Below are 23,643 nucleotides of genomic sequence, written 5' to 3'. Positions count from 1 at the left end.
CTCATGCAGTCAGCGTCTCATCCGGGACATCGGGTTGCGCCGCGGGCAGCTCAAAGCAAAGCGTAGCACCTTTGGGCGCTGCGCTCTCGGCCCAAATCCGGCCGCCGAAGCGCTCGACGATCTGGCGGCTGATCGGCAGCCCCAGCCCGGTGCCGATAGGTTTCTCACCGCTGCTGGAGGCTTGGCGGAATTTCTCGAAGACCAGATCCAGCTCAGCCGCCGGGATGCCTGGACCGTTGTCGGCGACACAGACCAGCCAGCGTTGCTCCAGTCGGCTCAGTCGTACCTCTACGACCCCGTTTTCGGTCGGGGCGAATTTGGCGGCGTTGGAGAGCAGATTGACCAGGACCTGCACCAGGCGGTCCCGGTCCGCCAGCACCCAGGCCGGGCACGCGGCCGCCCCCAGGTCGAGTACGAGCCGCGCTCCGCGCCCCTCGATCAATTGCCCGGTGGCCGCCGCCGACTGGATGATCACCTCGTGCAGGTCGACCTGTTCGATCAGCCAGTCGGCATGTCCGGACTCGATCTTGGCCAGGTCCAGGACCTGATTCACCAGCCGCGAGAGCCGCTCGGTTTCACTCACCAGGATGCCGAGGAAGCGTTTGCGCTCGCCGACCTCGATTTCCGGATCGTCGTAGAGAATCTCCGAGAAGGCGCGGATCGAGGCCAGCGGGGTGCGCAGCTCATGCGTCACCGAGGACATGAAGTCGTCCTTGAGGCGGTCGAGTTCCTGGAGCCGCAGATTGGCGGCGCGCAACTCCGCGGTGGCGGCCTCGAGCTCGCGGGATTTTTGCTCCAGATCGTGGCTGTAGGCGCGGATCTGGGACGCCTCGTCGAGGATGTTCAAGACTTCGTCGAGCCCCAGCGTCTCCTCTTCGGTGACCGAGGCGACCATGACCCGCGCCGAGGCACCGCCGATCGCCCCGGACAGCAGGGTCTCGGCGAAGGCGACGGTCTGCGCGTCCGCCGGGAGACCCTCCGGCGTGGCGCTGCCGCGCGTGCGGGCAAAGTCGGCGAAGGCCCGGCCGGTGCGCTCCTTGCCGAGAAAGCGTTCGGCTAGGGCACGCAACTCGGCCACCTCCACGCTGCCGCGCCACAGGGGCAGGTCGGTCCGCCGGCCGTGGCGCGGCGCGTCGACATAGGCGTTGGCCTGTGCGGCCTCGACCGCGTTGGGCGGGCGCAAGGCGGACACGGCGAGGAAGGCGCCCAGGTTCGCGCTCAGGCTCCAGAACAGACAGTGGGTCACGTCGTTCCAGCCGGTGAGCCCGAACAGTGCCTGGGGCTTCAGGAGATCGATGCCGAAGACGCCGGACTCCTGGAAGATCGGCGGCAGCCAGCCCGAGCGGGCGAAAGAGGGCAGCAGCAGGGTGTAGAGCCACACCAGAAAGCCGACCGAGAGCCCGGCGAGCGCCCCCTCGCGGGTGCCGCCGCGCCAGTACAGGGCGGCGAACACCGCCGGTGCGAACTGGGCGACAGCCGCAAAGCTGATCAGCCCGATGGCGACCAGCGCATAGGCCTCCCCGGCCAGCCGGTAGTAGAGATAGCCGAGCAGCAGGATGATCACGATGGCCAGGCGGCGGATGCGCAGCAGCAGCCGGCCGAGATCGATCCGGCGGTTGTGCCGGCGCCGCAGCACGATCGGCAGGATCAGATCGTTGCTGACCATGGTCGAGAGTGCGATGACCTCCACGATCACCATCCCGGTGGCCGCCGAGAGCCCGCCGATGAACACCATGAGGGCCAGCCAGGGCTGACCGAAGGCCATCGGCAGAGTCAGGACGAAGGTATCCGGGTTCACTTGGCCTTCCGGAAAGGCCAGCAGCCCGGCCAGCGCGATCGGGATCACAAACAGGTTGATCAGCAGCAGATACAACGGGAACAGCCAGATGGCCCGGCGGATCTGGTGTTCGTCGCTGTTCTCGACGACCGCGAGCTGGAACTGGCGCGGCAGCAGCATCACCGCGAGCCCGGCCAGCAGTGAAATGGCGAACCAATCGATCGGCGCACTGAGCGCGGGGTCCAGCAGGGCGGCCGCGCGCGGGTCGGCGCCGACCGGCGGCAGGGCGGGGCCGCCGATGGTCCCGTTCACATCCAGCAGGCCCAGGGTGACCCAGAGCCCCAGGCCCAGGAAGGCGACCAGCTTGACGATGGACTCCAGGGCGACCGCGGCCACCATCCCCTCGTGACGTTCGCTCGCATCCAGGTGACGGGTGCCGAACAGAATGGTGAAGGCCGCCAGCAGCAGGGCGATGATGAAGGCCGTGTCCTGCCAGAAGGGCAGATTCAGCGCCTCCGGCATCCGCACCTCCGGGTAACGCAGCAGGATGGTGAAGCTCCAGGCGACAGCCTTGAGCTGCAGGGCGATATAGGGCACTACCCCGAAGACGGCGATCACCGTCACCAGTCCGCCGAGCAACTGGCTCATGCCGTAGCGCGAGGCGATGAAGTCGGCGATCGACGTAATGCGCTGGGCCTTGCTGATGCGGACCATCTTGACCAGCACTGAGCCCCAGAGCAGGGCCATCAAGGTCGGGCCCACATAGATGGCGAGGAATCCCAGGCCGGTGGCCGCGGCGCGGCCGACGCTGCCGTAGAAGGTCCAGGCGGTGCAGTAGACCGCGAGCGACAGCGCGTAGACGGTGGGGCTGCCGATGACCGAGCGGCCCTGATCGGCGCGCCGGTCGGCCCAGTAGGCGACCGCGAACAGCACCCCGAGATAGGCGCAGGCAACACCGATGATCAGCGGGCCCGAGATCATGGCCGGGTGATCACTCGCGGCTCCGCGAGCAGATCCAGGCGGCCAGCCCGATCACCAGGGCCCAACTGCCGAACAGGTAGAGATAGAGCGCGGGGATGCCGAAGGCGTTCGACACCCCCTCGAAACGGGTCGCAATGGGTGAAAAGAACGCGAACAGGGCGAACAGGAACAGGGCCAGCAGGCGTTGTCGCAGCAGGTTGGCGCGGGGCATGGCTCACCCGGTCTCTGATTGGGACTAGCCGCGAAGTATAGGTGCCGCGCCGGGAGAATGCGTGCGGGGGTTGGATGCAATCTTCATCCACTCGATACTAAACGAACACGAAACCCCCGCGCGTCGTTGCCTGGTCCTTGGCGGGGCACGCGGCGGCGATCAGGCGGCTCATCGCCTTGATCGTTGTTCAGGCCAAGCGCGATCGTAGGGTGGACGAGCGCAGCGCACTCCACCAGGACGACGCGGGATTCGGTGGACTGCGCTAGCGCTTGTCCACCCGGCCGGAACGATGATCAAGGCCCGGCCGAGCGTCAGTTCAGTCCGCACATGCCGCCCTGGCAGCAGTTGCCGCTGGCGCAGGCCGGCAGCGGGGCGGCGCCGCTGCCGCGGCTGGTGCTGGAGATAATGTTGCCGCCGGTGGCCAGGCGATGCACCGGGGCCTCCGCGGGTGTGTCGCCAGTCTCCTGGCCGGTGCGCGCGCACAGCTCGCCCCAGGTGGATAACCGGTCACTCATGCGATGGCTGACTTCCAGTACGCGGCCATTGGTATCGCAACGGTAATCGTAAGTTGGCATTGAATGCTCCAAAGTCTATCGATGTTCTCTTATCCCCCGGGATTATAGGCATCACGCGACGCCATGCAAACCCAGGGGTTGCAGCCATCTTCCGCCGCGCCGCGAAGTGGCTGTATCACCCCACCGGGTTCAGGGCCGGATGTAGACATAGCCCTGCGATTGCAGTTCGGCAATCTTGGTGACGCCGCCCTCGGGGACCACCGAGAAGCCCGGGAGCAATTCATCCAGGCTGAGCTTGAAGCCTTTGAGCGTGTTGCCGCACATCTCCAGCCCCACCCCTTCGTCCTTGAGCTTCGCCACACCGTCGCGCACCTTCTCGGTAGCCTCGACTTCATTGAAGGCGGTGATGGCGGGGCCGTGGACGACCAGCACGATATGCACCTTGTCCGGTCCGCCGACGCCGTCGATATGGTTCTGGATATTGTTGAGTACGAACGGGACCTTCTCGGCCTCGGAGACGTGGTAGACGACGTTGAGCTTCTGCTTCTCGGCGGCGAACGCCGCGGGCAGTGCGACAAGGGTGGCCAGGAGGGCGGCAATGATCAGCTTGTTCATGGGTGTAGCTCCGGTTAATGATTTGATGGTCTGGCGTCGAAGGCGTCGGCGGCCTTGATCATCCTTCCGGCCGTAGGGTGGACAAGCGCTAGCGCAGTCCACCGAATCCCGCACCGCCACTGGTGGCTGCGCTGCGCTTGTCCACCCTACGATGCCGCGTCAGCCGTGGCGCCCCGTACCAGTTCCAGTCTAAAGTTCCTCTGAGGCGAAGTCCGCCAGGCGCGAGCGCTCGCCGCGCATCAGGGTGATATGACCGCCGTGGGGCCAGTGCTTGAAGCGGTCCACCACATAGGTGAGGCCGGAGGTGGTCTCGGTCAAATAGGGAGTGTCGATCTGACCGATGTTGCCGAGGCAGACCACCTTGGTCCCCGGGCCGGCGCGGGTGATCAGGGTTTTCATCTGCTTGGCAGTGAGGTTCTGGGCCTCGTCCAGGATGATGTATTTGTTGAGGAAGGTGCGCCCGCGCATGAAATTCAGCGAGGAGATGCGGATGCGGCTCTTCATCAGATCATTGGTGGCGGCGCGGCCCCATTCACCGCCCTCGGGGCGGGTCAGGACCTCCAGATTGTCCATCAGGGCGCCCATCCAGGGAGTCATCTTCTCCTCTTCGGTGCCGGGCAGGAAGCCGATGTCTTCGCCGACCGGAACCGTCACCCGCGTCATGATGATCTCTCGGTAGAGACTGCGGTCCAGCACCTGGGTCAGACCGGCGGCCAGTGCCAGCAGGGTCTTGCCGGTGCCGGCGGTGCCCAGCAGGGTGACGAAATCCAAATCCGGGTCCATGAGCATGTTCAGGGCGAAGTTCTGCTCGCGGTTGCGGGCGTTGATGCCCCAGACGCTGTGACGGGGCAGGCGGTAGTCCTCCACCACCTCGATGAGGGCCTCGCTCGCGCCGCGCTTCTCCCGCACGATCGCCTCGAAGCCGCTGTCATCGGCGGTATAGAGACACTGGTTGGGGTACCAATCGGCCACGTCCGGACCACTGATGCGGTAGTAAGTGCGGCCCTGCTCCTTCCAGGAGTCCATGGACTTGCTGTGGTGCTCCCAGAAGTCCGCGGGGAGCGGCTCCGCGCCGGTGTAGAGCAGCGCGGCGTCGTCCAGGACCTGATCGTTCGAATAGTCCTCCGCCGGGATGCCGAGCACCGCGGCCTTGATCCGCAGGTTGATGTCTTTGGAGACGATGATGACCTGGCGGTCGGGCCGGCGCTCGCGCAGGGCCTGGGCGGTGCCGAGAATGTTGTTGTCCGGTGAGGTGCCGGGCAGGGACTCGGGCAGCCGCAGTTCCAGCAACTGGGTTTGAAAGTACAGCCGCCCGGAGGCGGGCAGTACGATGCCGCCGCCGTTGGCCGAGGTGGGGCCGATCGGCAGGCCGGCGTCGATCTCGGCCTTGTCCGCGTTGCATAAGAGCTGATCCAGGAAGCGGGTCGCCTGACGGACGTTGCGCGCGACCTCGGACATGCCCTTCTTGCCGTGATCCAGTTCTTCCAGAACCACCATCGGCAGGAAGATGTCGTGTTCCTTGAAGCGGAAGATGCAGGTCGGGTCGTGCATCAGGACGTTGGTGTCGAGGACGAAGAGGCAGGTCTTGTCGTTTTCGCGTTTGATCATCGGGAGTACGTGAGTCCGTCAACACGGGAATCGTTAGGGAGAAGTCGGGAAGCACCTGAACCGGTCGTGCGCGTACTTCCGACGTGGTCAATCGGATGTCGACTGGCTGCTGGACCTTGGGATCAAGCGTTCTCGATCAAGTGCTCCATCAGCGGGAGCACCCGGTCGGGGGATCAAGCGAGGGGCAAGTCCTGGTCAGTCAGGCACGCGCCGCGGCGAGCACCTCGTCGACATGCCCTTTCACCTTGACGCCGCGCCATTCCCGGCGCAGGACGCCCGCGGCGTCGATCAGGAAGGTGCTGCGCTCGATGCCGAGGCTCTCCCTGCCATACAGCTTCTTGAGCTTGATGACGTCGAACGTCCGGCACAGGGCCTCGTCGGTGTCGGCGACCAGATCGAACGGGAAGCCCTGCTTGCTCTTGAAGTTCTCCTGGGCTTTGATCCCGTCCCGCGAGGCCCCGAGAATCACCGTGTCGGCGTCGGCGAAGGCGTCCGCCGCGTCGCGGAAGTCCTGTCCTTCCTGGGTGCAGCCGGGGGTACTGGCCTTGGGGTAGAAGTAGAGGACCAGAGCCTGACCGCGGTAGTCCGAGAGTTTGCGGGTCTGCCCGCCGGTGAGTGCGAGGTCCAGGTCCGGAACCGGTTCGCCTAGCCGTGTGCTCATGGGGTGCTGCCTGTTGGTCTCAGAGGGTTGCTGATCGATGAACCTGGTGGGGGCGGGTCGCGGCAATTCGCGTCGGCGCCGGCTGGTGAGCCGGCGCCGGGGACACGAGCAGGGTCGGCGGCGCGGGCTGGCAGCCCGCGCCGCGGAGTCAGCCCTTCAGCGGCTCCAGGACCGCGTCGAGATTGAGCCCGTCACAATAGTCCATGAACTCCTCGCGCAGCCCGGCGATGTGCATATCGGAGGGAATGCCGACGGTCATGTGCACCGAGAACATGGTGGTGCCGGTATGGGCGGCGGCATAGGTCGTGGTCGCCATGTCTTCGATATTGATGCTGCGGTCGGCAAAGAAGCCGGCCAGGGTGTTGACGATCCCCGGGTGGTCCATGGACACCACGTCCACCGCATAGGGCAGCAGGTTGCGCCCGGTGGCGCGCTCACCGGTGCGCTTGGTGATGATGGTCATGTTGAGCTGGCGCTGCAGCTCGGGGATGGCGTTCTCGATCTTTGCCAGGGTGTTCCATTTACCCTCGACCAGGAGCATGGCGGCGAACTCCCCGCCGAGTACGGTCATGCGGCTGTCTTCGATATTGCAGCCGTGCTCCAGGATGGTTTTTGAGAGCATGTTGACGATGCCGGGGTGGTCCTCGCCGAGGGCGGAGATCACGAGGTAAGTCTTCTGTGTTGCCATGTCCGTAGAGTCGCGGTCTGGGGTTGCCGGATGAGCGGGCGAGTGTACCATGGGGCTTCGGTCGGTCGTACAGGGTCGAGCGTGCGGCAGCAGTTCAAAATGTGAGGGTCGCGTGCGGCCCATGGTGGATGCGGCGCGCACGACCGGCGAGACGATCGAGTATCTGATAAAAACGCTTATTCAATCATGCATCTGTCCGAATCGTTCCATGATCCGACCCGTGCAGGGGATACCAGGTGTCGTCGCGGGCGGCCGGTAAGAGTTCGCGGCGCAGGTTGCGCAACGCGTCCGCGCCGCTCTTGCCCGCGGTCAAGACGGCGAACGGGTCCTCGCTCTCCAGCGTGTCGCCCAGCTCGGCATCGACCTGCTCCGGGTCCTCCCCGGCCTCCATGCGGCGGATCGCCTCGGCCATGCCGTCGCCCAGCTTGAGCCCGGAGGCGTCGAACAGACGCCGCATCAGGCGTGCGGCCTGCTTGGGGTCGGTGTCGTCCAGGCCCTCCAGTTCCCCCGCCATGGTGGCGAAGGCTTGCATCATTCGTTCCTCGTCGATGCCGGCCGGCAGTGCGGTGTCGTCCGCTTCCGCGGACTGTCCCCGCCCTTTGCTGATCGCGAAGAGGCTGGCCTGACGCCCCAGCTCCGGTCGGCCGCAGCGCGGGCAGGCGGGCCGGGTGGCGGTGTCGACACGGCGGGCGAAGAAGTTGAAGATGGTGTGGCAGTCGGGGCAGTAGAACTCGTAGACAGGCATCGCGTGGACTCCGGGTTCAGGCTATCGGCGGATCTTAACCGAGTCGGTCGGTACGTGACATGCTTGATCGTTGTCGTATTTCCGACGCGTTACTGGGGGCTGTAGGGGCGACTTAAGTCGCCCCTACACGTTGGCAGATCCTTATCCCGGAAATCACCTTATGAGAATCCTGAAACTGCTGCTACTCTGGTATTTCGTCATCGCCGGCCTCGCGCTGCATGTGGTCTTCGGCGCTGTCTGGGTGCTTAAGCCCGACCTGGTCTGGACCGCGCGGGAACGGGTGAGCGCCTTCCTCACCGGCACCGGGCACCTGCCACTCCTCGCCGCGGTTGATCCGGGGCGCGAGCGGTTGTCGGACGACCTGGTCTTCAGCCGGATTCCGGCCTGGCGGCCACGGCCCGGGGGGCCCGATGCCCCCCCGCCGGGCTCCGCACGCATCGGCACCCGGCTGTTTGCGTCAGCGCAGGCGGCGGCGGATGCGCTGACCCCCGGCGCTACGCTCGATATTGGTGAGGGAATCTACAAGAGCCCGCTGATCATTCGGGTTTCCAATGTCCGCATCCGCGGCCACGGACACGTGGTCTTCGAAAAGGGGACGGCCCGCGGCAAAGGGAGTCTGGTCGTCGCCGCGGACAATGTCCGGATCAGTGACATCGAATGCCGCGAGATCGCGGTCCCTGACGGCAATGGTGCTTGTATCCGTTTCGAAGGTCGGAATCTCGCAGTCGAGCGGGTTTATTTCCATGATGCCCAGCAGGGCATACTGACCGGCTCGAACCCTGGGCTGGTGGATATCCGCGCGAGCCGTTTCGAGCGTCTGGGCCATCGCGGGCAGGCGCATGGAATCTATATCGGCGGCGGACGCTTAGCCATTGCCGACAGTCTGTTTCTGGCGGCACGCGGCGAGGGCCACGAGATCAAGACCAGGGCGGCCGAGACCACCATCGTGCGCAGTGTCGTGGCCTCCCTGAACGGGGTCGATAGCCGCCTGATCGACGCACCCAACGGCGGTGTTCTGACGATCACCGACAGTCTGCTGTTCGAGGGGCCCGATACGGCCAACAGTGATGTCATCGGCTTCGGCCTGGAAACCGGGTTGGGGCACCACCCGGCAGACCGGGTGGTGTTGCGCAACAATCTGATTGTGCTCGATCGTGAAGGGTCCGTGCGGTTGCTGCATCTGGTCGACGAACGGGTGCAGGTCGAGGTCGGCGGGAATCGGATCGTCGCCCGGAACGCGACGCCCTATGACAAGACCAACGTCCTGTTCAAAAACCGCAAGGCGGCAGGGTTAGCGCCTTATCCGGCGCTGCCCTGGGAGCAACTGCCCCTTGCCGGCACGGGGCGGGACGGGCCCTAGGCGGTCTGCGGCCGTGCCGATCAGGCAAATCCCAGCAGGATCTCCTGGGTTTCCTCGCGCCGGATGCGCGGTCCCAGGGTGGTGACCAGCCGGGCGGAGGCGGCGGAGGCCAGGTCACCCGCGCGCTGGCGGTCCCAACCCTGGGTCAGTCCATAGAGATAGGCCCCGGCGAACATGTCCCCGGCGCCGACGGTGTCGATCGCATCGACCTTGTTGCCGACGATGCGGATCAGCGTCCGGCCGTCCCAGACCAGGGCGCCTTTCGGGCCGCGGGTGACGGCGAACTCACGACTCAGGGTCTTGAGATAATCGAGCGCGACGTCGAGACTGTCGGTGCCCGCCAGACCCATGGCCTCGGATTCGTTGGCGAAGATCAGATCGACACCGGGGCCGATCATCTCCAGCAGGCCGTCCTTGAAATAGGTGACCATGTTGGGGTCGGAGAGTGAGATGGCGGTGCGCACACCGGCTGCCGCGGCGATCTCACGCGCCTTGATGGATGTCGCGCGGGCGCCGGGGGAGGTGACCAGATAGCCCTCGGTGTAGAACCAGTCGGCATCGCGCAGGGCGGCTTCCACCAGTTCGTTGTCGGAGAGGTTGCCGCTCACACCCAGGAAGGTGCACATGGTGCGGTCCCCGTCGGGGGTGACCAGCACCACGCAGCGGCCGGTGTGACCCTGATCCTTCTCGGTGTGATGGTTGGTATCGACACCGCCCTCGCGCAGATCGTGCATATAGAAATGGCCCAGTTCGTCGTCGGCCACCTTGCAGGAGTAATAGGCGCTGCCGCCGAACTGACTCAGGGCGATGATGGTGTTGGCGGCCGAGCCGCCGGAGCCGCGCTGATGGTGATGCGAGGCGAGGTAGAGCATGATCTCGAGCTGCTTGGCCTCGTCCACCAGGGTCATGACCCCCTTGTCGATGCCGAGTGCTTCCAGGTCGGCATAGTCGATCTCATATTCCATATCAACCAGGGCATTGCCGATGCCGTAAACGTGATAGCGTGCCATTGAGACTCCGGAGGTCGGTATATTGAATGTCGGCAGTTTACCTGAAGCCGGTTCCTGAGAAGAGTCTTGCGGGCGCGGGGGAGAACATCGGTCTTCGACGCCGGTCGTTCGCGCGGGCCGCCTTGGTCATAAACCCGGCCATCGCGCGATTTGCACGGTCGTCGGTCCGCACAGCGGACCCTACAGGTCACGGTGTTACCGTAGGGTCCGCTGTGCGGACCGTCCGCGGCTCATCAAGCAACCGTCGCGGTGGGCTCAGCGCTCGCCTTGTCTTCGGTGTAACCTGCCGGTCGTGCCAGATCATCCGGGGACTCCAGACGATGCCAGACTCAGGTCGACTGCCTGCCGCACCGGACCAGGCGGTGATCCGCCTCCAGGAGCGGCTGACGACACGCTATCAAGCGCGGATCAGCGGCGCATTGGTCCGCCCGGCAACCCCGGCGGCCTGGCTCGACCTGCCGCCCGAGTTGGCGCCGGGCCTGGCCGCGGCCCTGATCGCGCGCGGCGTTCCCCGGCTCTATGCCCACCAGCGCGAAGCATTCGACCTGGCGCGGGCGGGGCGGCATCTGGTGGTCGCCACGCCGACCGCCTCCGGCAAGACACTCTGCTATAACCTGCCGGTCCTGGACGCCGTGCTGCGGGATGGTCGCAAGGCACTCTATCTCTTTCCCACCAAGGCTCTGGCGCAGGATCAGGTGGCCGAGTTGACCGAGCTGGGGCGGGCGCTCACGGCGGCCGGCGGCACCGGAATCCGTGCCTATACCTTCGATGGCGATACTCCCGGCGATGCCCGCAAGGCGGTGCGCACCCGCGGGGATCTGGTGCTGAGCAACCCGGACATGCTTCATCAGGCGATCCTGCCGCACCACACCAAGTGGGCCCAGTTTTTCGAGGGTCTGGCCTTCGTGGTGGTGGATGAACTGCACAGTTATCGGGGGGTCTTCGGCTCGCACGTGGCCAATGTGTTCCGCCGGCTGCGGCGCATCTGCCGCTTCTACGGGGTGTCGCCCACCTTCATCTTTACCTCGGCCACCATCGCCAACCCGGCGGAGTTGGCGCAGCGCCTCTGTGGTGAACCGGTGGCCGCCATCACGCGCAGCGGCGCCCCGCAAGGCGAGCGCTCGCTGCTGCTGTGGAATCCGCCGGTGATCAATCCGGATCTGGGCATCCGCGCCTCCGCGCGTTCGCAGACCACCCGTATCGCCCGGATGGCGGTGAAGTCGGGGCTCAAGACGATCGTCTTTGCCCGCTCCCGCTTGATGGTGGAAGTCATCACCAAGTACCTGAAGGATGTGTTCGACAAGGACCCGCGCCGCCCGCCGCGGGTGCTGGCCTATCGCGGCGGCTATCTGCCGAGCGATCGGCGCGCCGCCGAGCAGGCGCTGCGCGCCGGCCGGGTGGATCTGGTGGTGAGTACCTCGGCCCTGGAGTTGGGGGTGGACATCGGCGCCCTGGATGTGGCGATCCTCAACGGCTATCCGGGCACCATCGCCGCCACCTGGCAGCGCCTGGGGCGGGCCGGACGGCGGCTGCGCCCGTCGCTTGGGGTGCTGGTCGCGACCAGCGACCCGCTCGATCAATATCTGGTCCGCCATCCGGAGTTTTTCTTCGATGCCTCCCCGGAGCACGCCCGTATCCATCCGGATCAGCTCCTGATCCTGCTCGAACACGTGCGCTGCGCCGCCTTCGAACTGCCGTTCCGCGATGGTGACCAGTTCGGCGCCGAGGATCTGCCGGAGATGCTCTCCTATCTGCGCGACGAGGGGGTCCTGCAGCGTCAGGGGGATCAGTGGTTCTGGGTGGCGGACAGCTATCCGGCCAACGCGGTCTCGCTGCGCTCGGTGGCGGAGGGCAACTTCGTGGTGATCGACACCACCGGCGGGGCTGCGACCATCATCGCCGAGGTCGACTGGTCCAGCGCCCCCGGCACCATCTATGTCGGGGCCATTTACATGATCCAGTCGCAGCCCTATCAGGTGGAGCGGCTGGACTGGCCGGGCCGCAAGGCCTTTGTCACCCGCACCCGGGCCGACTATTACACCGACGCGATCGACTATACCCGGCTCAAGATCCTCGACCGTTTCGAGGGACGGGCGAGCGGGGCGGGCGCGGCACCGGGCGGGGTGGTGGCCCAGGGGGAGGTCCATCTGGTCCGCCGCTACCCCGGTTACAAGAAGATCCGCTATTACAGCCACGACAACATCGGTTACGGCAACATCGATCTGCCCGATCAGGAACTGCACACCACGGCCGTCTGGTGGCAGGCGCAGCCGGCCGCGCTGGAGGCGCTGCTGCCCGACCGCCAGCAGGCGATCGAGGGGTTCCTGGGCGCCGCCTATGCCTTGCATCATGTGGCCGCGCTGCGCTCCATGGCCGAGTTGCATGACCTGGGCCGGGCCGTCGGTGACGGTCAGGGAACCTGGTTTGCGGTCACCGGCAACGACGGACGCGGTCACCTGCGCGGACCCGACAACGCGCTGGTCGAGGAGACCGCGGTCGCCCGCTTCGAGCCGACCCTGTTTCTCTACGACAACTATCCGGGCGGGGTGGGGCTCTCGGCACCGCTCTACGATGCCGCGGAGACCCTGGTGCGGGATGCCCGCGAGCTGGTGGCGGGGTGCGGATGCAGCGGCGGCTGCCCCGCCTGCGTGGGACCCGTGCTGCCCGGCGACGCGGAGCGGGCGATCACGCCGCGGGCGGCGACACTGCGCGTGCTTGGATTGCTGGAAGGGTCGTGTGCGACCGATGCGGCGGCGGATCATGGGGTTTGAAGAGCGGCTGCGCCGCATCCGGGGTCAAGCACCGGACCCGACGCCGGCCGCACCCGCGGCCGACCGGCCCGCATTGGCCGAGCGGTTGCGCCGGGTGGGGGTCGGGCGGACGGCCGACCGGATCCCGGTTGGGATGCCCGACGAGGGCGCCCTGGCGAACGCCCTGGGGGCCGAGAGCCTGGCGCCGGGGGTGCTGCGGCTGGAGCGGCGCCTCTCCAACGACCGGCGATACGGGCGGGTGCTGCCGGCCGGGATGACGGCCTGGGGTGAGCTACCCTGGGGTGAGGCGGGTCAGAACGGTGGAGGCGGGCTGGAAGCCCGCGCCGCGGGGGCCTGGCTCTGTCTCGATACCGAGACCAGCGGACTGGCGGGCGGCACGGGCACCTGGGCATTTCTGACCGGCTTACTGCGCGCGGATGGCGGGGAGTGGCTGCTGCGCCAGTATCTGCTGACCCGGTTGGACGCGGAGCCGGTCTATCTGGATCTGATCGCCGCCGAGCTGACCCGCACCGCCGCGCTGCTCACCTATAACGGCCGCGCCTTCGATGCCCCGCTGCTCGCCACCCGGTTCCGGCTCGCCGGCCGGGCGGATCCCTTGGACGATCTCCCGCACCTGGATCTGCTTGGTCCCACGCGCCGGGCCTTCGCTCGACGGTGGCCGGATTGCCGGCTGGTGACCGCCGAGTCCCGTCTGCTCGGTTTTCAGCGCAGCGGCGACCTGCCGGGTGCCGCCGCCCCGGCCGCCTGGCTGGGCTGGCTGCGGCGCGGCGAGACCGCCCAGTTGGCCGCCGTGCTGCGGCACAACCGCGACGATCTCCTCTCGCTGGCTGGCCTGCTCCCGGCCCTGGCCGGCGTCTATCGGGACCCGGCCGCCCACGGGGCGGACTGTCGTCTGGTCGCCGCCGCCTGGCAGCGCCGCGATCCGGCCTGTGCCCTGCGCATCCTGGCCGCCAATCGGCAGGATCTGGACGCGTCGGGACTGCACGACCTGGCACGGTTGTACCGCCGGGCGGGCGATTGGGTGCAGGCGAGCGGCATCTGGGAAGCCCTGGCGGCGCGCGGGGACGCGAACGCGCGGGCGGCGCTCGCGCGCTACTGCGAGCACCACCGCGGCGACCTGACCCGGGCGCTCTTACTCACGCAATCCCTGCCGGCGGGGCCGGAGCGGGAACGCCGCCAGGCGCGTCTGCGCATCAAGCTGGACCGTGAGCGGCCGGCAGGTCAGATCGAGCTGGCCATCGAGCCCTACTCGACCGGAACATAGTAAATCCAGGCGTCCTGGTCGACCTTCAGGTCGATCAGGCTCTGGTTGCGCACGTCCAGGTGGACATAAACCGGGGTTCCGGCCGGGACGATGATTCCATATCCGGTCGGAAAACTGATGCTGGTGTCGGTGACATTGGAGCCCAGATAGGTGTTCCCGCTGTTGGCGCCATAGACATAGAGTCCGGGGCCGGCGTACTTCATGCGGAAGATACAGCCGTTGGAGTCATTGCCGGCGCATTGGTACATCTCCGGTCGGGTACTCACCTCCAGATCCACGTAGAGCGCGACCTCCGCCTGTTCCGCCGCCAGCACGCTGACAATCGCCACCCGGGTCGGCGGTATCCAGACGCCCGCCTTGTCCACGTGGCAGATGGCTCCGCGGTTGCAGAGTCCGGTGGTCGCCTTGATCACCGCGGTGTTCAGCGGCCGGATCTCAGCAGCCGGGGCGGCGGGGGTCGCCAGGGCACCGAACAGGAGCGGGATGACGGTCAGGGCCTTGGCCAGGGGGTGATCGCGGAGCATGTTGCGTTGTTTCCTCAGTGTGATTGTCGCTGTGCGAAAGACCCGTTACCGACGGGTCAGGTGGAATTGAACCACGAGTCGTCCTGTCAGCCCAACCCACATGCTCGCAACGCCGTCGCCCGGTACCTTTCATGGCACCTTGAGCAGGTGACGGAACTGCGCGGACCCTGGTAGACCGGGTCGCGTGCTACAATTTTAAAATCCGTGGGAATCGGACTCAGATAAGATGCAGACCTCCAGGTTCCGGAGTGCCGAGACCAACCCGCCGGGAGGCGTCACGCAATGTACGATCGAAACTCCGGTGCCGTGATCGTTCGAACAATCCTGCTCTGTACCTGCGCCTGGCTCCTCCTCACGGTGAGGCCGGTCTTGGCGCAGCCGGCGCGGATCGGGCTGGTCATCGGCAACAGTGCCTATGCCTCATTCCCGGCCTTACCGACTTGCATGGTGTCCTCCCGGGAACTTGCAACTGCGCTGCGCGGGCAGGGCTTTCAGGTGATCGAGCGACAGGACGTGACCAGCGGAGGGTTGGCGGCCGCGATCGATGAATTCAATCGTGCGATGGCGGCGGCGCCGGATGCGAGCGTGTTCGTTTATGTCTGTGGTTATACCGCGGGGATGAATGATCGCCCCTTTTTGCTTCCGGTATCGGCGACGATCCAGCGACCCACGGATGTCATGACCCAAGGCGTGCTGGCCAAGGTGCTGTCGGACATGCTGGTGCGCGGCCAGCCGAGTCGCGGGGTGTTGGCACTGGATCTGATGCCTGCCGTTGGCGTGACGGCACCCGTGCTGGAGACCTTGAATGCGCTGAGCGTGCCCCCCGGTGTGGGTCTGATCGCCGCGACGACGCCGTTGCCCACGGCCGAACCGACCGCTTTGGCGGTGGTTCTGGCGGCTGGCCTGAACGCGCCTGACCTTCAGTCCGGCGCGCTGCTGACCGCGGCGGAGGGGAAACTGCGGGATCATCCGGGAACCGTCATGGCCGCCCTGCGCTTGCCGTCGGTGTCGCGGCCGCTGGCGGCCGATGATCCGCCCCCTTCAGTCCCGCCGGCCTTCATGCCGGCCGGGGCCGAGCCGGCCGTTCCGGACCAGTTCCCCAACGAAGGCGCGATGAGCGACAACGACCGACGGCGCGTGCAGGAAGGACTGGCCCGGTTGGGTTATTACGGGGCCGCCATCGACGGCCGCTTTGGGCCCGAGACCCGTGCGGCAATCCGCCGCTTTCAGCATGAGCTCGGCGTGGCGATGACGGGCACCATCACCGGGGAGCAAGCCGCGCGGCTTTTCATTCGGAACTAAACCGCGTCTCCACCGAAGTTGGTGAAATCCCCAAGGCCGAACACACTATGAAAATTACGCTTTTCGCGCTGGACGCGGTTTAGCCGGGGGCCGATAGGGGCCGGCGCGACGCGCGGCCACGTGAACACCACCAGGAGCCAGTCACATGAGCCTCAAGACCAAGTTTAATCTGGCGATGCTCGCGGCCTTCGTCTTCGGACTCGGGCTGGCCGCTGCCCTGCTTTATCAGGTCACGATTGCGGACGCCCGCCGCGAGGTGCTGCGCGAGGCGTCGATCATTATCAACGCGGCTGCCGCCAGTCGTATCTATACGGTCGAAGAGATCGTGCCGCTGCTTCAGGAACAGAGCAAGCTGCGTTTCTTACCTCACACCGTGCCGTCCTGGGCCGCGCAAACCAATATGCGGACCCTGCAAAAGCAATTGCCGAGCTATACCTACAAGGAGGCGTCGCTGAATCCCACGAACCCTGCCGACCGGGCCACGGATTGGGAAGCGGACATCATCGGCGAGTTTACGCGGCATCCGGAACTCTCCGAGTTCGTGAGTACGCGGGACTCGGCGTTTGGGCCGACCCTGTCGTTCTCCAAGCCCATCCGGCTCAAAGATCCAGCCTGCCTGACCTGCCACTCGACTCCCGCCGCCGCGCCGGCAACCATGACCGATCTGTATGGCACAGCCAACGGATTCGGCTGGAAGCTGGGCGAGGTGGTTGGTGTTCAGGTCGTCTCGGTGCCGCTGCAGGTTGCGCTTGACCGGGCCAATACCGCGCTGAAGCTGTATCTGGGCGGTTTGGCGGGGGTGTTCCTGGTGATGATGGTGCTGCTCAATATTCTGTTGACCACGATGATCGTGCGGCCGGTGCGCCGGATGTCGCTCATTGCCGACGAGATCAGCACGGGTAACATGAATGCCCCGGAGATCCAGCCGAAAGGGACCGACGAGATCGCCTCCCTTGCTGCTTCGTTCAACCGGATGCGCCGCAGTTTGGAGAATGCGATGAAACTCCTGGAGGGCTGAAGATCAACCAACCCGCGGACCTGCCGCCGACGATTGGCCGCTACCGGGTCGTCCGCACCCTCGGGCGCGGTGCAATGGGCATTGTCTACGAGGCTCATGATCCGGCGATCGATCGGAAAGTCGCGATCAAACTGATCCGCGCCGATCTGCTCGATGGCGAGGAGCGACAGAATTATATCGAACGCTTCCAGCGGGAGGCGCAGGCAGCCGGGCGGTGCAATCATCCAGGGATCGTTGCGATCTTCGATTTTGCCCTGCATGAGGGGAATCCTTTCCTGGCGATGGAATACGTCGAAGGTCTGGGGCTCGATCGCGTGCTGGCGCATGGGGAGCGCTTCACGCCTGCCGCGGCAGTCCAGTTTATCCTGCAGGTGCTGGATGCCTTGGCCTGTGCGCATGCGCTCGGTATCGTCCACCGTGACATCAAGCCGTCGAACGTGTTGATCATGAGCGGTGGACGGATCAAGGTGATGGATTTCGGCATCGCGCGGATTGACAACTCGGACCTGACCCACGCCGGTACGGCGATCGGAACACCCAGCTATATGTCCCCCGAGCAATGCCGCGGCGGCGCCGTCGATCTGCGCACCGATCTGTTTTCCGTGGCGACGGTGCTACAGGAACTGCTGATCGGTCAGCGACCCTTTCCCGGCAAGAGCTTCACCGAGGTTGTCTACAGTCTGCTGAACGAACCGCCGAGCGCCGGTTCCGCGTTGGCGGACGTGGCCGGTCCCCGCCTGAGCGCCGTGCTGCACCAGGCGCTGGCCAAGCGGCCGGAAGACCGCTTTCCCAGTGCGGACGCGATGGCCGACGCGATCCGCCAGGCGGTCGGCGGGGCTGCGGTCCAGTCAGCGCCGCTGGCCGTGATCGACAAGACGGTGATGGCGGTGCGGGCTCGTGAGTCGGCGGTGCCGCCACCCGGTAGGGCCGCTTTCGACCAAGTGCTGCTCTCCGGCATCGAACGTCGATTTGCCCAGCACGTCGGCCCGATCGCCCGCTATCTGATGCATCGGTCGATGCGGACTGCGACCTCGGTGCAAGATCTGTGCAATGCGCTGGCTCAACGGATCGATCAGCCGGACGACCGTCGGCAATTTCTCGCGGATGCGTTGGAGAGCACCCGCACTGGCTTATCCGGGTCCGGGATCGAGTCCGGAGCCGGACCGACGCTCGCGGGACCGCCGCCGCTGCCCGCCTCGCCGGTGGCGATCCTGCCGGATGAGCGCGAGCGCGCCCAGCAGGCACTGGCCAAGACCTTGGGGCCGATTGCCCGGATACTGGTCCAGCGGGCACTGGGACTGGCGCAGACCCGGGAGGAGTTCTGGGATCTGCTGGCCGCTCACATCGGTCCCACGGCCGAGCGCGCGGCTTTTCTGCGTGAGCGGGACGGCGGTTAGGCGACTACCGCCAACTGTGTCAGAACCCTGTGCCGCGCACCGCGGCAACCAGGGTGTCGATCTCGTCCAAATCCCGAGCCACCGCTTGTGAGCGCGCTTTCAGCTCCGCTACCGACTGATCTTCGGGTCGGATGCTGCGCAAGCTGCCCTTGGTGCCGGCCACCCGCGCCTGGGCCTTGGCGAGGCGTTGGGCCTCGGCACGATTGGCTGCCGCACCCTGCGCCTTGAGGGCGGCCCGCTGCCGCGCCAGGCGCTGCTCCAGGTCCGCGAGCCGCGCATTCGCCCGCTTCAGGTCGGAGCGCACCGCGGCCCGTTCCTGTTCCAGTTCCCGCGCCTGCGCCTTGAGTTGCTGCCCGGCGTCGCGTTCACCCTGATAGGTTCCTTCCCGCTCATCGATCCGCCGCTGATAGCCGCCCCCGGCCAGACCCACGATGCCGCTGACGAACCCGCCCTGATGCGGGTCCGGGCTGGTCGCGCAGCCGCCCAGAACGAGCGCCAGCCCGGCAGTCGCCATGCGCAGGCCGCGCATGGGCCGACGCCAGGCTGATTGGCGGAACAGCGCGATGTCGATCTCCGCCGTGTCCAGTGCAATCATCATGCTGCCTCCTAAGCGACGGACACGCTGCCCGCGAGTTTGTCCAGGGTGCTGAGGTTGCGGTTGTAGACTTCGAGCTCGCGCTGCATCGGTTTGGTGTCGGTGCCCGGATTGTCCTGTCGATACTGGCGTTCGGCACCCTGGAACATGGTCTGTTTCTCACGGGCGCCGGTGCTCGCCTGCGCGATGACTGCCCGGTTATCCGTGATGCGCCGGCGGGCGTCAGCCACCTCGGTCTGGCTCGCCTGGCCCTTGCGATAGCGCTGTTCGACCGCGGCCAGCCGCTTCTTGTCCTCGGCAATGACCTGGCGGACGCTCGCAATCAGCGCTTCGGTCTCCTGATTGGAGCGACGGACGTCGGCAATCATCGCATCGAGTTGATCTTCTTTACTCGAGAACTGCTTCTGTTTGGAGGCGATGTAGGCCCCCGCGAGCCCGCCCACCGCGCCGCCGATCGCGGCCTTCAGCAGCACATCCTTCGCTTTGTCGCCCTGAATGACGCCCCACAGGGTACCCGCCCCGGCGCCGATCAAGACCCCTTCCCAGACCGTTTTCTGGAAGGCTTTGCTCTGCTGGCGCATCCGCTGCTCGGCCGGGGTCAGTGACGCGCCGGCGGCGGTCTGCGTTTGCGGTTGCGTGCCCCCGGTGAGCGTTGACAGCCCGGTGGTTGCCATCCCCTGGATATCACCGGTCGTCACGCACCCGGCGGTCAACAATCCTGTCGCCAGGGCGATGATCGTTGGTACACCGTTCAAGCGCTTGAAGTGAGCTCGAATCATCTTTGCTACCTTGTGAAGTCAGCCGTCGCTCGCCGGTTGCTGATATCGGGGAAAACCCGTAAAGTCTAGCTGCGTTGAGATCGAGCGACTGTGCGATACCATGCCGGAATGCCCCGTCCGGTTGTTGCGACGGGAGTTTTGGGTAGAAATCGCCGCATCACCCGATGTTTGTCGTTAACTTGAGGATTTCGTCATGAGCACTTCCGGTTCGTGGGGTCAGGCTTCGGGTTTTGTGGTCGCGGCGATCTGTAGCGGTTTGGCACTGAACAGCGGCGCGCTGTTTGCCGAGTCCTGCTCGGCGCCGGCCAACAACAACATCTTCAACGCCACGCTCTGTGTCGATGGTCAAGTCGCGAGTATCGGTTCGAACAATATCCAGGACATCATCGATGCCATCGATACCGCGGAACTCCGACAGCAATTCCCGAGCTACGACGAGGCGGTTTCCGCCGGAGCGTTCCAGCTTGATGTTCGCGGTCTGCCGGTCACCCTGGATTACGCTCAGAACTCCACCCAGTTGGCATTTTCGGTGCCGAGTCTCGGGATCAATGAGACCTTCGAAGGCGGCACCCGTGATGCCAGCAACGACCTGTTTGAAGACTACATCAAGCAGAACGGCGAAGATATCCTTCGCGAGCTGCTGCGGGTGTCCGCGGTCGATCCCCTGGCAGGCAATCCCGCCAGCTTGCTGAGCCAGATGGTCAGCGGCGACTATGAGGCGGGTGCGGATCCGGCTTACGACACCCTCGGGCCCGGCAGTTCGTTCGGTATCGGGGCCCGGTTCGGCAGCTATGGTCTGGACCAGTTTACGCAGAACGTCTACACCTTGCCGATGTCTTACGCCTACACCTTCGCCAATCACGACAAGCTGATTGTACGGCTGCCGTTGACCTACATCGAGGTCGAGGGCGCCACGGCCTATCGCGGCCAGTTGGGTCTGAGCTACAAGAAGAACATCGTCTCCCGGTGGGCGCTGACGCCGTCGTTTGGTTACGGTATCGCCGGGTCCACGGATTTGGGATCGCTCGGGCACCTCCTGTCATTGTCCGTGACCAGCGATCTGCTGCTGTTCGATAACGGCAGATTCTCACTCAGCATGGGCAACCTGCTGGGCTACTACATGACGATGCCGCTGCGCATCGGCGATTTCAACGTCGACTACAATCTGAAAAACACCATCAGTCGCAACGGGTTGTTGCTGTCCATGCCGCTGCAGAAGCGCTATTGGGGCCGGGAATTCAGCCTCGATTTCTTCGTCACCGGCACCTGGTTCTTCGGCGATGCACTCTACAACGACAACTACCAGGAGGTCGGCATCAGCATCGGCCCGCGGCGCTCGGCCGACAAGTTGGCGCCAAACCTTGCGAGTCACCCCTTCGGTCTTGGTCTGAAATACATTTACGGGAAGGGTGATATCGACGGCTTTGAGTTGAACTTTGGCTATCGGTTTTGAGCCAACGCGTCTTCATCAGCCATTCCAGCAAGGACGTTGACTTCGTGCTCGCGCACATCAAACCGGTGTTCGATCACGCGGGGATGTTCGCGTGGTGTTCGGCGACCGACATCCCGATGGCCGCCGACTGGGAACGGCAGATTCGCAGCGCCCTGGCGCAGACCGACTGGTTCATCGTCGTCCTCTCCCCGGACGCCCAGCAGTCCGAGTGGGTGCAGTCCGAAACACACTGGGCGCTGGAGCATCTGCGCGGCCGGGTCATTCCGGTCATGGCGCGCGGCTGCGACCCCGGCGAACTCCACCTGCGACTCGGGACCATCCAGTACATCGATTTTCGCTCGAACCCCGCACAGGCGGCGGCGCGCCTGCTCGCTTTGGTCGATGGCAAGGCGACGCCGCCGGGCCCCCAGGCGCGAGCCCAGCCTCAAGCGAGCTTGGACCAAACCACCATCATTCGCGAAACCCGCCAAGCGGATCTTCGGCTGTTCATCCAGTTGCCGAACGGCACCGGCGGCGAACGCGTGCTCCATGTTCACCGGTCGGCCACGATCGGGCGCGCGGAGGGCGCGGACCTGCAACTCGGCGACGACTGCGTCTCCCGCAAACACGCGCAATTCAACGTTATCGCGGCGGATCAGATACCCTTCGTGACCCTCACCGATCTCAACAGCGCGAACGGCACCTTCGTCAACCACGTGCGCATGCTCTCCGAGCAGCGTCTTGCGGTCGGGGATCTGATCGAACTGGGCAACAGTCGGGTTGAGTTGCGCGCCATCGACTAACGAGACGAAGCGCAACACCTTCAACAGGCGGAAGTACGCAGGATGATTGCCGACGCCGTCGAAAGCGGTCTTCTCAATTGTGGAATCGTGGAGTCATCGATGCGCGACGCACGGGCCTCGATCAAGATTCCGGCCACTTGGACTCGCCGGGTGCGTAGTCAGGCCATCCTGGCCTGACACCGTCAGGGCTGGAAGCCCTGACTACGCACGCCGCTGGCCGGGATTACGATCAAGGCCGACGCACGGGCACTGGCCGGAACGATGATCAACGCCCGGCTGAAGGTTACAGCTTGATATCCAACTCCACGAAGTTGTGGGGTGCCCAGGGTCCGTTGAAGTCCATGGCGTAGCTGTCGTCGAACGGCTGCGCGGCTTGCATCACGGTCTGTTCGAATCGCTCCAGATTGGCGCGCGGCACCAGGCAGGCGAGATTCATGATCTCTTTTTCCGTACGGCAGTTATTGCGCTTGAGTTCGCGGCAACAGGTCTGCATCACGGCTTCGATCCGGTCGGTCGCGTCCTCGCGCTCCTGCTCCAGCAGGTCGGCGAAGGCGCGCCCGAGGGTGATGGTCTGGTCTTGCGTCAGGGCTGCGCCGTCACGGAAGACCTCGTCGCGCAGTTCCCGCAGTTCGGTGTGGGTGGCGACGAAATACTCGAAGATATTGGGTACGTCCAGCACCAGGCGCATACCCATCTCCACCGCGTCCTCTACCCGCTTGAGTTGGCTCAGGAAGGCGGATTGATTGTCCTTGAGGATGCGGGCAATCGCCGTGTCGTCATCGGCCACCAGGCCGAAGGCGGTGGGCAGGGGGGTCACCGTTTGCAGTACCTGCTTGAGCACCCCCTGGTGGGCGGCCAGGTAGCGCCGCTGGGGGCGGATGCGCCCGCTGGGCAGATCGCTGACGACCGCGGCGACCCGACCGTCGCCGATGGTGTAGACCAAGCCCTCATCAAGCCCGATCGTCCCCAGTTCCTGCCGACCCTGATCGGGGACGATGGCGTAGATGTAGCGCCCGAGCGCCGTGGCTCGCTTGCTCGGTGATGGCATGGTCGGGCCTCTCGCTCAACGGCGGGTTGTCATGGGTGGCGCCTTATCGCCTTCCGACCTGATATCCGGACAGACCCTTGGTGTAGGGGCGGGTTTGAAACCCGCCCCTACGTCCGGTTATCACGTCCGATGGCTATAACGCGCTACCCGGAGCTGGGGGCGGGTGTCAAACCCGCCCCGACGCCACGTCGCTGTCTGGATATCGGTTGCGAAGACTATAACACGCGTTCGCGCGGCGCAGGGACGGCCTGCGGGCGCCGTGACCGGCCGCTGATGCGGGCCACCACTTCATCGATGGGGGATTCGTCCAGGGAGTTGCCGTCGCGGCGGACCTTGGCGACATCCATATCGAGGATGTCGCGGCAGATGTCGCGGAAGAACAGGTTGTCGGCGCGCGGGCTGAGCTTGCAGTTCTGCAGGACGGTCGCGATGGCGATACAGGCGCGCAGGGTCGGGCGATGATGGTTGACGCTCTGCTCACGCAGTTCGCGGACGATGTCCACCACGATGGCCGCTTCGCTGGCCGGCAGTCCGGACTT

At 65.5% G+C, this 23,643-nt stretch carries 22 protein-coding genes; 8 read left to right on the top strand and 14 right to left on the bottom strand.

Annotated elements, in window-relative coordinates; translation table 11 throughout:
- Position 1: 1 nt before the first annotated feature.
- The 8 genes from A39O_RS0110610 to A39O_RS0110570 form a co-directional block, all read right to left on the bottom strand.
- Complete coding sequence (locus tag A39O_RS0110610; protein WP_020504637.1) at positions 2-2,758, bottom strand: sensor histidine kinase; 2,757 nt, start codon at positions 2,756-2,758, stop codon at positions 2-4.
- A gap of 10 nt (positions 2,759-2,768) precedes the next feature.
- On the bottom strand, positions 2,769-2,969 hold the full coding sequence (locus A39O_RS0110605) for a hypothetical protein (protein ID WP_020504636.1): 201 nt from the start codon (positions 2,967-2,969) through the stop codon (positions 2,769-2,771).
- Between the two features lie 311 nt (positions 2,970-3,280).
- A complete protein-coding gene (locus A39O_RS0110595; protein ID WP_020504634.1) occupies positions 3,281-3,544 on the bottom strand; it encodes an FmdB family zinc ribbon protein in 264 nt (87 codons plus the stop codon).
- Positions 3,545-3,673: 129 nt separating this feature from the next.
- On the bottom strand, positions 3,674-4,099 hold the full coding sequence (locus A39O_RS0110590; protein ID WP_020504633.1) for a DsrE family protein: 426 nt from the start codon (positions 4,097-4,099) through the stop codon (positions 3,674-3,676).
- A gap of 189 nt (positions 4,100-4,288) precedes the next feature.
- Positions 4,289-5,707 (bottom strand): PhoH family protein, encoded by a 1,419-nt coding sequence (locus A39O_RS0110585; protein WP_020504632.1) that lies wholly within the window; start codon positions 5,705-5,707, stop codon positions 4,289-4,291.
- A gap of 199 nt (positions 5,708-5,906) precedes the next feature.
- On the bottom strand, positions 5,907-6,368 hold the full coding sequence (locus A39O_RS0110580) for a peroxiredoxin (RefSeq protein WP_020504631.1): 462 nt from the start codon (positions 6,366-6,368) through the stop codon (positions 5,907-5,909).
- 148 nt (positions 6,369-6,516) lie between these two features.
- Positions 6,517-7,056, bottom strand: coding sequence for a glycine cleavage system protein R (locus A39O_RS0110575; RefSeq protein WP_020504630.1), 540 nt, complete (start codon positions 7,054-7,056; stop codon positions 6,517-6,519).
- 184 nt (positions 7,057-7,240) lie between these two features.
- On the bottom strand, positions 7,241-7,801 hold the full coding sequence (locus A39O_RS0110570) for an FmdB family zinc ribbon protein (RefSeq protein ID WP_020504629.1): 561 nt from the start codon (positions 7,799-7,801) through the stop codon (positions 7,241-7,243).
- A 160-nt stretch (positions 7,802-7,961) separates the two neighbouring features.
- On the opposite strand from A39O_RS0110570, the gene A39O_RS36470 reads away from it, so the two are divergent.
- Positions 7,962-9,161, top strand: coding sequence for a right-handed parallel beta-helix repeat-containing protein (locus A39O_RS36470; protein WP_020504628.1), 1,200 nt, complete (start codon positions 7,962-7,964; stop codon positions 9,159-9,161).
- A gap of 20 nt (positions 9,162-9,181) precedes the next feature.
- Here A39O_RS36470 and A39O_RS0110560 read toward each other — a convergent pair whose 3' ends face one another.
- A complete protein-coding gene (locus A39O_RS0110560) occupies positions 9,182-10,171 on the bottom strand; it encodes an adenosine kinase (RefSeq protein ID WP_020504627.1) in 990 nt (329 codons plus the stop codon).
- A 320-nt stretch (positions 10,172-10,491) separates the two neighbouring features.
- Here A39O_RS0110560 and A39O_RS0110555 point away from each other — a divergent pair, with 320 nt between their 5' ends.
- Both A39O_RS0110555 and A39O_RS33015 read left to right on the top strand, forming a co-directional pair.
- A complete protein-coding gene (locus A39O_RS0110555) occupies positions 10,492-12,942 on the top strand; it encodes a DEAD/DEAH box helicase (protein ID WP_020504626.1) in 2,451 nt (816 codons plus the stop codon).
- Positions 12,932-14,206 carry a ribonuclease H-like domain-containing protein gene (locus A39O_RS33015; protein WP_157639957.1) on the top strand — a complete coding sequence of 425 codons (1,275 nt, stop codon included), beginning with the start codon at positions 12,932-12,934 and terminating at the stop codon, positions 14,204-14,206. The genes A39O_RS0110555 and A39O_RS33015 overlap by 11 nt, the downstream gene beginning before the upstream one ends.
- Here the strand turns inward: A39O_RS33015 and A39O_RS0110545 are convergent.
- Positions 14,188-14,730: a hypothetical protein gene (locus A39O_RS0110545; protein ID WP_020504624.1), complete on the bottom strand. Its 543-nt coding sequence runs from the start codon at positions 14,728-14,730 to the stop codon at positions 14,188-14,190. The two genes, A39O_RS33015 and A39O_RS0110545, sit on opposite strands and share 19 nt — an antisense overlap.
- Positions 14,731-15,012: 282 nt before the next feature.
- Here A39O_RS0110545 and A39O_RS0110540 point away from each other — a divergent pair, with 282 nt between their 5' ends.
- The 3 genes from A39O_RS0110540 (at position 15,013) to A39O_RS0110530 (ending at position 18,447) form a co-directional block, all read left to right on the top strand.
- Positions 15,013-16,032 carry a peptidoglycan-binding protein gene (locus A39O_RS0110540; RefSeq protein ID WP_020504623.1) on the top strand — a complete coding sequence of 340 codons (1,020 nt, stop codon included), beginning with the start codon at positions 15,013-15,015 and terminating at the stop codon, positions 16,030-16,032.
- Between the two features lie 145 nt (positions 16,033-16,177).
- Positions 16,178-17,050 (top strand): c-type heme family protein, encoded by an 873-nt coding sequence (locus A39O_RS0110535; protein WP_020504622.1) that lies wholly within the window; start codon positions 16,178-16,180, stop codon positions 17,048-17,050.
- Positions 17,047-18,447: a serine/threonine-protein kinase gene (locus A39O_RS0110530; RefSeq protein WP_322786444.1), complete on the top strand. Its 1,401-nt coding sequence runs from the start codon at positions 17,047-17,049 to the stop codon at positions 18,445-18,447. Before A39O_RS0110535 ends, A39O_RS0110530 begins: the two co-directional genes overlap by 4 nt.
- Positions 18,448-18,466: 19 nt before the next feature.
- Here A39O_RS0110530 and A39O_RS0110525 read toward each other — a convergent pair whose 3' ends face one another.
- Together A39O_RS0110525 and A39O_RS0110520 are read right to left on the bottom strand one after the other, a co-directional pair.
- Positions 18,467-19,042, bottom strand: a complete 576-nt coding sequence (locus A39O_RS0110525; protein ID WP_169338432.1) for a hypothetical protein — start codon at positions 19,040-19,042, stop codon at positions 18,467-18,469.
- An 11-nt stretch (positions 19,043-19,053) separates the two neighbouring features.
- Complete coding sequence (locus A39O_RS0110520) at positions 19,054-19,821, bottom strand: hypothetical protein (protein ID WP_211211567.1); 768 nt, start codon at positions 19,819-19,821, stop codon at positions 19,054-19,056.
- A gap of 193 nt (positions 19,822-20,014) precedes the next feature.
- Here A39O_RS0110520 and A39O_RS0110515 point away from each other — a divergent pair, with 193 nt between their 5' ends.
- Together A39O_RS0110515 and A39O_RS36465 are read left to right on the top strand one after the other, a co-directional pair.
- Entirely contained in the window at positions 20,015-21,274 is a 1,260-nt protein-coding gene (locus A39O_RS0110515; protein ID WP_020504618.1) for a hypothetical protein, read from the top strand.
- Positions 21,271-22,056: a TIR domain-containing protein gene (locus A39O_RS36465; protein WP_020504617.1), complete on the top strand. Its 786-nt coding sequence runs from the start codon at positions 21,271-21,273 to the stop codon at positions 22,054-22,056. The genes A39O_RS0110515 and A39O_RS36465 overlap by 4 nt, the downstream gene beginning before the upstream one ends.
- A gap of 283 nt (positions 22,057-22,339) precedes the next feature.
- Here A39O_RS36465 and A39O_RS0110500 read toward each other — a convergent pair whose 3' ends face one another.
- Both A39O_RS0110500 and A39O_RS33000 read right to left on the bottom strand, forming a co-directional pair.
- Positions 22,340-23,104, bottom strand: coding sequence for a GvpL/GvpF family gas vesicle protein (locus A39O_RS0110500; protein ID WP_020504615.1), 765 nt, complete (start codon positions 23,102-23,104; stop codon positions 22,340-22,342).
- Between the two features lie 215 nt (positions 23,105-23,319).
- Positions 23,320-23,643: hypothetical protein (locus tag A39O_RS33000; protein ID WP_040527685.1), on the bottom strand; the 324-nt coding region annotated here is incomplete at its 5' end.

The sequence above is a fragment of the Lamprocystis purpurea DSM 4197 genome (genome assembly GCF_000379525.1).
Lineage (GTDB): Bacteria > Pseudomonadota > Gammaproteobacteria > Chromatiales > Chromatiaceae > Thiodictyon > Thiodictyon purpureum.
Note: the sequence above shows the minus strand (reverse complement) of the source record. Positions and strands in the feature narration are given on the sequence as shown.

Excerpts from the sequence above, each read along its gene's own strand:
- A39O_RS33015 (WP_157639957.1), top strand. The coding sequence starts at position 12,932 with ATGGGGTTTGAAGAGCGGCTGCGCCGCATCCGGGGTCAAGCACCGGAC.
- A39O_RS0110525 (WP_169338432.1), bottom strand. The coding sequence starts at position 19,042 with ATGATTGCACTGGACACGGCGGAGATCGACATCGCGCTGTTCCGCCAA.
- A39O_RS0110580 (WP_020504631.1), bottom strand. The coding sequence starts at position 6,368 with ATGAGCACACGGCTAGGCGAACCGGTTCCGGACCTGGACCTCGCACTC.
- A39O_RS0110540 (WP_020504623.1), top strand. The coding sequence starts at position 15,013 with ATGTACGATCGAAACTCCGGTGCCGTGATCGTTCGAACAATCCTGCTC.
- A39O_RS0110570 (WP_020504629.1), bottom strand. The coding sequence starts at position 7,801 with ATGCCTGTCTACGAGTTCTACTGCCCCGACTGCCACACCATCTTCAAC.
- A39O_RS0110535 (WP_020504622.1), top strand. The coding sequence starts at position 16,178 with ATGAGCCTCAAGACCAAGTTTAATCTGGCGATGCTCGCGGCCTTCGTC.
- A39O_RS0110515 (WP_020504618.1), top strand. The coding sequence starts at position 20,015 with ATGAGCACTTCCGGTTCGTGGGGTCAGGCTTCGGGTTTTGTGGTCGCG.
- A39O_RS0110500 (WP_020504615.1), bottom strand. The coding sequence starts at position 23,104 with ATGCCATCACCGAGCAAGCGAGCCACGGCGCTCGGGCGCTACATCTAC.
- A39O_RS0110610 (WP_020504637.1), bottom strand. The coding sequence starts at position 2,758 with ATGATCTCGGGCCCGCTGATCATCGGTGTTGCCTGCGCCTATCTCGGG.
- A39O_RS36470 (WP_020504628.1), top strand. The coding sequence starts at position 7,962 with ATGAGAATCCTGAAACTGCTGCTACTCTGGTATTTCGTCATCGCCGGC.
- A39O_RS0110575 (WP_020504630.1), bottom strand. The coding sequence starts at position 7,056 with ATGGCAACACAGAAGACTTACCTCGTGATCTCCGCCCTCGGCGAGGAC.
- A39O_RS0110545 (WP_020504624.1), bottom strand. The coding sequence starts at position 14,730 with ATGCTCCGCGATCACCCCCTGGCCAAGGCCCTGACCGTCATCCCGCTC.
- A39O_RS0110560 (WP_020504627.1), bottom strand. The coding sequence starts at position 10,171 with ATGGCACGCTATCACGTTTACGGCATCGGCAATGCCCTGGTTGATATG.
- A39O_RS0110595 (WP_020504634.1), bottom strand. The coding sequence starts at position 3,544 with ATGCCAACTTACGATTACCGTTGCGATACCAATGGCCGCGTACTGGAA.
- A39O_RS0110590 (WP_020504633.1), bottom strand. The coding sequence starts at position 4,099 with ATGAACAAGCTGATCATTGCCGCCCTCCTGGCCACCCTTGTCGCACTG.
- A39O_RS0110585 (WP_020504632.1), bottom strand. The coding sequence starts at position 5,707 with ATGATCAAACGCGAAAACGACAAGACCTGCCTCTTCGTCCTCGACACC.
- A39O_RS0110555 (WP_020504626.1), top strand. The coding sequence starts at position 10,492 with ATGCCAGACTCAGGTCGACTGCCTGCCGCACCGGACCAGGCGGTGATC.
- A39O_RS0110605 (WP_020504636.1), bottom strand. The coding sequence starts at position 2,969 with ATGCCCCGCGCCAACCTGCTGCGACAACGCCTGCTGGCCCTGTTCCTG.
- A39O_RS0110520 (WP_211211567.1), bottom strand. The coding sequence starts at position 19,821 with ATGATTCGAGCTCACTTCAAGCGCTTGAACGGTGTACCAACGATCATC.